The sequence below is a fragment of the Vibrio sp. Vb0349 genome (assembly GCF_033338975.1).
On the sequence record NZ_JAWOTS010000033.1, the window covers coordinates 21,681 to 33,139 of the forward strand.

The window sequence follows — 11,459 nt, forward strand, 5'->3', positions numbered from 1 at the left end:
CTTATGTCTATCTTTCTCTGAGCGAATTCTCTTTCGCACGTAATATAGGTTTTAACCAATAATTCAGTACTGTTTTTTCTCCTGTAAGAATGTCTACCACAACCTGCATTCCCGGGATGATCGTAAACTTATCATCAACCTTGAAAGTAACGTTGGCACGGTAGTAGGCATTGCCCTCTTCATTTTGAAGTGCATCGGCGCTTACGTAGGTCACTTCTCCTTCTAGGCCTCCGTAAATGACAAAGTCATAGGCAGACAACTTTACCGTTGCCGGCAGGCCAGGCCTTATGAAGGCGATATTCTGAGGAGAAATTCTCGCTTCAACGATTAACGTGCTATTACGAGGGACTATTTCTAAAATAGGCTCCCCCGGCTTAACCACACCTCCGATGGTTCTGACAAAAACATCTTTGATGGTTCCATCGACCGGAGAAAGTAACTGCGTTCGATTCAACTGATCCGCAATCGCCTGACGACTTTCATTGAGCTGCGCTAGTTGCGTCACAACTTCATTGAGCTGCCCTTGTGCCTCTGCCCTAAAAGCAAGCGCAGTACCACGATAATCTGCGATGGATTCAGAATACACAGCCCTTTGCTTTTGGGCAGCAGCTTGTGAACTCGCGATGTCTCCTTTGAGCTTTATAACGTCTCTATTCAGTTTTAATAATTCCACTTCAGCCACCGCGCCACTAGAAACCACCTCTCTCAACATATCTCGCTCTTTCGAGACAATAACCAGACTGCTTTTTAGTGTTTGAATGGTATTCAAGGTATCTAGATAAGCTTGCGATTGTTGCTCAATTCGCAATTTAGCCTCCTCCAGCTCAGACTCCAGTTGGCTCAACCGCTCAAGATAGTTTGCTTTGGCATTCAGATAGGCAGAGTGGCCGGTCATCGAAATATCAAATGGCTGAGGCTCGATACTCACTTGTTGTTTCCAATCCAGTTGGAGGCTATTCACTTTTACCGTTTCTAATTCAATTTGAAGCCTCTGCTTTCTGGCGAGCAAAGATTCAACTTGTTCAGAGGTCTCCGAATAGGTCGACTTAAACCTTGTATCATCCAGAATGGCGATGGTTTGCCCCTTAGTGACGCTTTCACCAGGCATGACAAGTAACTCCTTTAGAATGCCTCCCTCTAAGCTCTGAATCGTCTGAACAGACAAAGTAGGAACAACTTTTCCTTCGCCGACAACCACTTCGTCTAACCTCGCCCACGAGGCCCAAATAATCACACTTAGCACTAACGCGGCAGACAACCAAATCAACGTTCTCGAACGGTTTGCTAAATGAGCATTACTCCAACGAACTGTGCTCATCATTGACCTCCTTCGCGTACAATTGATACTGCGCGTACTCTGTTCGTTTTCGCGTTAGACTGTTGTTTAGCAAAAATTTCTTGGGGCGCTCCTTCCCTCAAAATTGTGCCTTTATCAAGCACAACAATTCGATCACAAAGCGATAATAAGGAATGTTTATGAGAGCTAATAATCATCGTCGTCGAGTGCGGCAACGATTTAAGAGCATTAAACAACGCATTCTCAGCTGGCTGGTCTAAGGAACTGGTTGGCTCGTCTAAAATTAATGCTGCAGGGTTTCGATAAAACGCTCTTGAAATCGCTACAGCTTGCCTTTGCCCCCCCGACAAATAACGCCCTCCTTCTCCGACTTGCGTTTCTAGACCATGAGGAAGGCGGCTCATGTACTGGTTCAAACCCGATAATTCTATCGCACGGCGTAAACGTTCTTGATCAATAACATGATGTCCTAATACTATGTTTTCCATAATGCTGCCGTATATAAGATGCGAATCTTGGCCAACCCAACCCGTTTTCTCTCTTATCAATTCGGCGGGCCAAAGCTGACTGTCAATGTCATCAAAATAAACGCTACCCTGTAAGGCACTGAGTTGATTGGTAATAATAGAAAGGAGTGTAGACTTTCCTGCTCCTGCACTACCAATAACGCCAACGCGTTCGCCTTGCTTGATAGTAAGATTAATATCTCTCAAACATGGCATATCAACATCTGGGTATTGGAAGCTCACGTTTTCTAAACGTATATTCCCTGTAAATTCGGCAGACGTAATGACCTGACTGCGTTGCACCTCCTGAGGTAAAGACATGATAGAATTTAAGCCTTCAACCGCTGTTTTTGTCTGTTGATAGCGAAGTAACAGCATAGCTAACTGGTTAATCGCCCCTGCAGCACGACCGCTAAGCATGACAATAGCAATGAGCCCCCCCATGCTGAGCAATCCCTCAGAAATTCTGTACACGCCTGTTACAAGTAACATTACGGTAATTATCTGCTGGCTAGATTGAATGGAGTAAGCAACGATATTCGAATAGTTTCGCGATTGATTTTGCCAATCAGAAAGCATGGATACCGTCTGCTCCCAACGCTTTTGTGCTTCTCCCGTAGCGTTATTTTGCTTAATCTCTTTTAAAGAGGACAATGAATCAAACAAGTGAGCTTGTCGCTTCATGGATAGTGCAGCACTTTCCGTATGTGATTGTTCTATTTTTGCTTTTACCGCAAAGCCAAGGATCAGCAGGATAAACATGACGGCAATAGGTATGAACATCATTGCCCCACCTAGCCAACCTATTAAGACTAAAAATAACAACGTAAATGGGAGATCAACTAAGGTCACAAGAGATGCAGAAGTAAAAAAATCGCGAACACTATCAAAATCTTGTAGTTGTCGAGCGAATGCACCGACTGATGCAGGACGGTGTTCAAGTTTCATCCCCATAACTTTAGAAAAAAGTATCGAAGAAAGCTTGTTATCGATGTACTTACCCGCGGTATCAGTGACAACTCCCCTTGCTTTACGCAATAGCCAATCAAAAATAATGATGACGGAGACACCAGCGACCAAAACCCATAATGTACTGAAAGCTTGATTAGGCACTACACGATCGTAAACGTTCATAGTGAAAAGCGGAATAACTAGCGCTAGCGTATTGATAAGGAAAGAGGCAATCAAAAGATCTCGATACCACGGAGACATTTCTTTCACTACGGCGAAAAGCCAATGTTCATTATAATCCGCTTGAATAGAACTTATCCGTTTGTCCAGCTCTGGACCCATAGAAACTTGCCATGCTTGAGGCTGGAATTGATTCTGCAGTTCCGCGCTCGTAACGTATTGCGTTTCACTCTGGTCTTCACTAAATAATGTGACTTGATAATCGCTGTTATGTCGCTCAGATATAATAGCGGGTTGTAACGTCTTCCTATTGATTACCACCAATGGAAAGCTCAACATTGCGATGGATTTTAAATCGATTAATGTGAGTTCAAGATCGGCTCGCTCAGCGGCTCTGATGAATAAGTCACTATCCAATCTACCCTCAACAAGAGGTAATCCAGAAAGCACCTTTTTTGTATGGTGTCTAACCTCAAAATAACGCATCAACCAAGTTAACGATTGCCCCCAAGGATCGTTAGTCAGCTCACTTGATGAGGATGAGTGATGCTTCATGACATACCACCTACTAGCAAGTTGTTGTCATCAATCATCTTCTGTAAGACATTTTCTTCGGCTACGCCAGTCGAGTCACCTTTGTAAAGCTGATCGAGAGTGACGCCCTGCATAAGAATCTGTTGTTTTGTCCCCGTCTCTTCTGGTTTTATGTGAAGCGTTACGCCATCATCATTCTCTGTTAAATCGAGCTTATTATCGACTTCTGTTATCGAGGTAGCGGTGATTATCGAGGCGATGTCAATTGTGTCATTATCATCACCAATAACGGATATTTGGAAATCGTTGATCACATCGTACGAGGGCTTTAACTCGTTACCGAGCCCTGAACTGTCAAACTGGAATACATCGCTGCCACTTCCTCCAATAAGCAAATCATTAGCATCTGTCGCAAGTAATGTTTGGCCCCCTTCTTCCACTAAGGTAACATTGACTGTCTGAGCAGCACCTTCTGCGACTGTAGCACCCAGTGTTGCAATCGGTTTTATCGACAACGTAAAATCACTTGCACCGCTAAACCCGCCAACGATGGAAAGATCAGCGACATCCTCTTGATCAACAGTGTAAATGCCGTTCAATCTTTCACCATGACTCAACTCTAGATCTGTTGGTAATCCGCGAATCTCCACACTTCCAAACTCTTCTGGTGCAGGGTTGACTAAATTCATGCTCAACCCTAAAGGAATACTCCCAGACGCTTCAGACACAATAGACTGATAATCGGCCGTTAGTGTTGGCTCATCAGCTTCAGGGGTAACAACAATGGTTAGATCGGTGCTTTGCACATCTCCAAAATCGGTTTCGAGTTTCCCTGACACTATCGCTTGATCAAACGTTCTAACATTGAGAGCAACATCCATCGTTCCAAATGCATCCTTGGGAACGAACTCCAAACCTGACACTTCATTTGCTCGCACTAATACCGTCGCCACGGCATTGCCCGCGTCATCGAAGGTAAAGGATGAGAATTGAGTCCCGATACGAATCCTACCTAAGCCTTCCAATGCAGAGGGTTCAGAGCTTGCTTTGATCAACATCGACACTTCTATATATTCGTTGCTATTTGTTTCAAAACCGCTCGCTAAAAAGTCAATCGAAATGGAATCACCTTCATCTCCAGTGAACGTGTTAGAGGTTGTATTCAACGATACATCATCGCCAATCGGTTTTACGCCGACGTTGAACTGAGAAGTGGTATAGTTATAGTCGTTTGATCCAGACTCTTGGGTAATAGCTTGCAGTGTTAGTGGAATATCCCCACTAAAATCTAGTGGCGGTAGAAAGTAAACCTTATCAAGTTGTGCTTGAGTTAGCTGCCACTCCTTGCTCTCACCATCCGTTGAACCGTTATCAGGGAGTAATTCGAACGTCCCATTATTGTCCCAAACCAACACGGCTCCGTCTGGCACTCCTGTCATGACCAAAGACATCGACTCAGAACCATCTTGATCGATTAGTGATGCAGATAAGTTTCCTAAATAAATATAATTATCTTCATCACCAACTACGTCTTCTGTTTCCAGAACCGCTTTATCAACCACTGGGGCAACGGTAACGGTAACTTCTGTTGATTTAGTTTGAGTATCTTTCGCACTGTCAGTACTTAAACAACTTCCCGTGACTTCATCAGTAATGTTTGCGTCAACGGAAATAACAAGCTCTCCACTGTAGTTTTCAGGTGGGATTAGCTGAATTTCGTTTAGACGCGTAACATCTGTCACTACCCATGTTCCATCACCGTTGTCAATGAGTAGGCTCGGGTCCACGGCAGTAAACCGCGCATTCTCGTCAGATACAGATAAAGAAACCCAATTGACACTTTCAAGGCCAGTCGCTGCGTCACCTTCTCCAGTAATGGACTGCATTGGCCCTTCACTATCGCCCAATACAAGAGCAAGATTCAGGTTGGTTATAGTATCTTCTTGAACCGTAACTTGGCTTGGTGCTATCGCGATATCATCGACAGCAGGAGAGATTTGTACCGTAATGGTCTGAGAGGTTGTTTTCGAGTCACCATCGCATGGGGCCGTTTCTGTCACTTCTAAATTGAAAGTAATGCATCCAGCAAAGTCCTCATCCACGCCAGTAAGCGTCAAGGAAGACAATCCAGCGCTAGAAATTGAATAACCCAACAGATTGCCCGCATTATCATAAGCAGGTATCACCCCTTCGCCAGTAAGCTCGACTCCTTCAGGTAAAGAATCTGCGGCGACAAAGAAGGAAACTAAGTTATCATCACTACTCGCCACATCAGGGTTTAAAAACGCCCCAATTGAGACATCTTCACCTTCTTTACCTACAATATCCCCACTTTGAACGCTTCCTGGTTCACCAGGATCAGCACACTGGTCTCCATCTCCTTCATGGCCAGTAATTTGAATTTGGAACTGACCTGTGATGTATTGAGCATCCGTTCCATCTCGAACATACGCTAACACATTCACATCAAGTATCTCTGTGTTAGATGGGCTATAAATCGATGCGCTAGCAAGCAAATCTTGAGCGGTTTCCAACACGCTATCACTTGTGATTCCTTCCATTGGAATCAGCCAGTTCCCATCGGCATCTTGAGAAGCACCATTCGGATGAGTAACAATGAGGTCTTGACCCTGCGGTATCTGTAAAACGATGTAATCGAGATACTCTGAACCATCAATATCCGCTTCTGTAAATGTAATGCCTCCACTCACGTCGACAGCAGACCCATCCGTACTTGTGAATACTTCAGTCGCGCCTTCTAAACGTGTTTTGTCAATATCTTCATTACCAATATCCACTTTGCCAGAAACCACGACGCTCAAAGAGCCATGGATTGCCTTTACATCAGTCTCCATCGTCGGAGACGTGTCTGTCACTTCGTACTGAACTTCCAGGCTAAATGTCCCACTTAGGTCTTCATTAGCTTTTACAGTGATTCGTCCACTGTTTAACAACTCAGATAATGTTGCCGAGCTACCATCAAGTAGTTCATTGAGCTCTAACGGTAAGTTACTTTCCTCTACTGCAATACCATCAAAGTAAAGCGTTAAGCCATCTGGAATGGATACAATGGTGTATCCTGTCAAGGACTCACTAGAATCTATATCTTGATTAACGACAGGCTCAAGATTTAGTGTGATGAAATTGTCCTCAATACCATTGCTTTGTAATTCTTGGCCGTCAGTTTGATCAACAATAGGTGAGATTTCCATTTCCACTTTAAGAGGGGTTTCAGCAGAATCACCATCCGGCTCTGTTGAAACGACGATAACATCCATGCTCAGTGTTCCACTAAAATCTTGCTCTGTTTTGAGGTAAGTGTTTTCAAGAACAGCGTTCGAGACCTGATAAACTGGCCCCGTTATTGGGTCCACGTATGCAATTGGAAGAACAATAGGGTCACCATTTACATCTGTCAGTTGTGTTCCCACAGGGATGTTCTGAAGCAAGATATTAATTTCTTCTGATAGATCGTCGTCTGATGTCTGGATGATAAAATCCAGTTGTATCAGGTTATCTTCGTCTAACGTAGAGAGATTACTAATTACTTTAGTCGCTTGATCATATTGCCAATTCCCCTGTCCACCATCTAGGACAATTGGTTCATCGACCACGCCTTTTAGCTTAATGTCAATGGTTGCAGATTGGCTCTCGGCGGTTTCATTAAGAGGTGCTAAGCCATCAATAGTCGACTCTGTTGAAATGGCGGTTACTTGAAGGGATAGAGATTCAGTAAATGAGCTGATATCCGATTTTGGTTGAAGTAACGCCTCTGAATTGGCTAGAGCATTGGAGGTCACTAGGTAGGTATTAATACCGATAAGCGTAATCCCAGCTCCGACAGGCAATGTCCAACCATCTTGAACTTCTATGCGATAAGACAGAGACTCCGAGCCATCTGTGTCAGTGAGCCGCCCTAGGATGTACTCTTTTAAGTCAATCGCTTGGTCTTCAAGCCCCTGAATTTTTTTAACGGTCAGCGTAGGCACATCGACATCTGGAGATATATCGATAACAACTTGCTCAGTGATCTCCGCTGTTTTATCTTGCTCATCGGCAAACACACTACCCGATTCAGTCGTTACTGCCGTTACATCAAAAGTAAATCTTCCGGCTAAGTTTTCGTTAGATGTGATTTCAATTTGATCTAACTCGGATTGGCTATACGCTTTCCCTTCCTCAATAGCACTTCCGTTAAGTGTTAATATAAGCCCATCTGGAATATTCGAAATTTGGTAGTGGAGCGTTTCAGAACCGTCTTGGTCAAACTTTTCAGCGACAATATTGAGCGAAAGTGATTCAGCGGAATCTTCAACACTTTGATAAGAAAAGTCCGAATCATTAGACCACTCTGGCAAATCTGCAACCGGTAAAACGTTAACATTTAACGTGTTATTGCCTTGTAATACAAAACCATCTGGTTCGACATCAGATACGATTAATGCAGACACTGCTAACGAAACTTTGATAGTGTTGCCCGACAGGTTTAGTGCTGGTTGATAAGTGAGATCACCATTTGGAACAGTGAATATACCCACCCCCATTAGCTCTGTACCAGAAAGACTAATAAATCCGTCATTATCATCATCTTCAAGGCGCGCTCCGTCTAAAAACAGAGCCCCTCCTTGTAGAGATTCAACAGAGATCCTTATCGCTTCAACACGCTCATTATTCTCCGTATCCCCAGGAGAAACTCTAATCGGTAACGCGACTGGCGTAGGGTCTCCACTATTATTCGCGCCATTATCTTCTAACGTATCTACATTAACGGTTCGAATAAAGCCCCTAGCATCATCAAGAATTAATTGAGCTTCACTGCTTGCTTGGTCACCGTCTGCATCCGTCACAGTTATCGTTAGATCATCAAGCAAACCACCTACAGGCGTATTAACAATAAGCTCGGTAGTTAGCGTAAATGTCCCATCTTGAGCAATAGTCAGCGTTCCATATTTTAAGTTACCATCACTACTATTGATTAAATCGATGGTCCAAGCATCATCGCTAAATACCGAACTCGCCGTATCGTATGTTTCACCTGCATAGGTCAAACTTGAAATCAACGTGCCATCTGAACTGATTAAGTCGGCATTATTGCTAAACCAGTTTCCCGAAAACTCATCCCCCTCGGTAAGTTCAATTTCTATTGGTGAGCTTGTGTCTTCGGGGATATCATCCACTACACTTACGGTATATGTCTCAGCTTCAGACTGGTCGCCATCCTTATCAACGGCATAAATTGAAAAACTGAGTTCTAATGTGTTCTCGTCCGCTGGAACACCGTCAGGTTCATCGTGTTCAAGTGCACGGTATAGATCAAACTCGACAGTCCCATCGGTATTAAATCTAATTCTAAAGACGTCTTGCTCGCTTTCATCTCTTGCATATAACCAACCATTCGAGTCCGGTGAATCAAGCGCAACCAGGCTGCCACTACTTGTTTTATAGCCGAGCGCATTGAACATATCGATATTCACGCTCACACTGGCGATAGAGTCTGAACCTTGTAATAGCGTAATGGATGGTGACGAGCCCTCGATGCCAGAATCAAGCGAATCATCATTCAGCCCGCTTTCATTGACTGTGATTCCCTCTGTAATTACTAGTTCCGGAAACAAGCCATCATAGACCAGTATGTTGGACTCCGTAGAGATCTCGCTTCCATCAGAATCTCTCGCCACGATGGGCATAGAGATCGACAATTGCGTCCCATCACCTAAAACATGGTCAATCGAGTGATAAAGCTCTACAGTTACATTAACCGTAGACGTATCATTTGATGGCAAAGAGAAGTCACTAGGTAACGTGACCCTAAATACAACGTCTCCAGTGTCTGAAATTGCGTCAAAGCTTCCATCATTGTTATCGTACCAAGTGACAGCCTCTCCGTTGTAAGTAACAGCATCACCAAGTGTAGTTTTGACAGTATCTCCATCATTTATGTCAACACCCAGATACACAATCGGATCGAATGATGACGTAACTATCACATCCGTATTCGCTATGGCTGAAACACCATCAGGAGCAATGTTTGTATCGACAGGTGTTTCGGTCAACTCGACATTGCCACTATTGATTAGCGCTTGTCCATTGTCGTTATCTATCACATTAATGTCTAAAACGACCGACGTGTTATCTTGGTCTGAGTCCATTGCAGTAACAACGAGAGGTACGTTTGGATCAGTATTTTCTTGTTGGTCGAGAGCCTGAAAAAGCTCAAAGGAGTAGGTAATGTCGCTATTTGCATCAATAGGTAATGAAGCATTGAGGGTAGCTTGAAAGATGGGAATCTGAGTTTGCCCATCTTCGTCAAGAATATAACCATCAAGTGTTTTGCCATCCGCAGAGACTTGATAAAGCACAACTTGTTCACCACTCGTCAACAAGGGTTGTTCAGAGACGATGAACGACAAAGATTCGAGGTAATCACTGCCAACCTCAACTTGAAAATTCCCTGAGCTCAACACACCTCCATTTGCGAGATCAGATTCTTTTACTTCTACCCCATTCAAATTATTTAAAGTTGGGTCTGCGCCATCCTTTAGAACATAGTCAATTTCATTCTCTACAAGCGGTGTGGCATCTAAATCTACGCCACCAATGGTCAACGGGAAAGTGACCGTATCACTGCTATTGAATTGATCGATAGGGTGCTCAAGAGTAAGCGAAATTGAAGCTAATACATCGTTACCCGATTCAACGCCACTCAATGTTAACGTAAATACAGTGACACCATTGGCAAATGCTGTAATTTGCTTTCCACTGGAGCTTAACGTGTAGCTAAGCTCATTATCAGAGACTGAGCTTGTAAGCCCTAATGTTTCTAACTTAGTAATAGATGACCCACCAAAATACAAACTACTCGGATCCGGGTTGTCAGATCCCGCGACAATATTGACAGTTCCTTCAGAGTTCAATATCGGGCCATCCAAAGGGACTTCTGTTACGTCTATAGTCGCATTGCCTACGTAACCTGCTTGTCCATCACTAATATCAATCGTCGCGTTAGCCAAGCCATAGTCTTGGGAGTCATCTGCAGCTAAATAGCTGAAAGAAACACTTTGCTCGACCGAATGATCTAGGTTTCGACCTGCATCAAACTGCCAAGAGCCATCAGAAAATACGGTTAATTCGCCTTTTTCTAAACTAAAACTTACGGATCCCCCCTCTAGAATTGACTTCTGCTCCCCGCCAGCCTCTACAAATTTCACATAAAGTGTTCCATCAAGATCAATATCATTTTCAAGTAGATTGCCCGTAATTGTTTGATCTTCTAAGACTGAGTATGTGTCATCTCTAATCACCGGATCAGAGTCATAAATAGTAATCGTTAACGGTGCCACAACCGTCTCTTGTGTACCGTCAGCATCACTTTGAATGCTTTCAACCAATACGTTAGTCACCAGCTCATCTTGACCTACACCATGATCAATCGCTTCATAAAAAGTAATTTGAACCGTACCATCATCATTGACTTCTGCTGAGAAAACTAATCGGTCGTCGGTCGATGTTCCTTGTAAGCTCAACCCATCTTCTGCAACAACAACATTAATAGATTGACCGACCGATGTAAGCGCGCTCAAACTTGGCTGCTCTGCATGCAGTGCTGGCACACCATTTTCTATGTTGATGGCTGCCGAGCTGCTTTGCTCACCAAAAAATCCAACGATGTTTTCAGAAAATACCGTTGAACCGGGTAGCACTATTGTTGGCATGGTATCGACCGCATGGTTGCCGGCGGTATCCAACACTTCAGCTTCAATGGTCCACGTGCTGTTTAGATTGAGAGTGTTTACGTCAATTCCAGTTACTGTCCACGAACCTGATGCATCAACAAGGCCAGTAAAATTCAGCGTGCTGTCTCCGTCACTTACCCGAATCGTCACTGCCAGACCTTGCTCTACACCATTGGTTGTCCCTCTCATTTCCGTGACTATACCCTCACGGAAATCATCAATGGCAAGACCACCGCTAATATAAAAATCCGTATCGAT

General features: G+C 43.8%; 3 protein-coding genes. All 3 read right to left on the reverse strand.

All coding sequences use genetic code 11. From position 1 onward, the window contains the following. Positions 1–7 precede the first annotated feature (7 nt). Positions 8–1,321, reverse strand: coding sequence for an HlyD family type I secretion periplasmic adaptor subunit (locus tag R7Q47_RS21045; RefSeq protein ID WP_021033865.1), 1,314 nt, complete (start codon positions 1,319–1,321; stop codon positions 8–10). Then, positions 1,318–3,489, reverse strand: a complete 2,172-nt coding sequence (locus R7Q47_RS21050; protein ID WP_054574111.1) for a type I secretion system permease/ATPase — start codon at positions 3,487–3,489, stop codon at positions 1,318–1,320. The genes R7Q47_RS21045 and R7Q47_RS21050 overlap by 4 nt, the downstream gene beginning before the upstream one ends. Continuing rightward, positions 3,486–11,459, reverse strand: a 7,974-nt coding sequence (locus R7Q47_RS21055) for an Ig-like domain-containing protein (RefSeq protein WP_411912877.1), incomplete at its 5' end; no start/stop codon positions are given. The genes R7Q47_RS21050 and R7Q47_RS21055, both read right to left, overlap by 4 nt.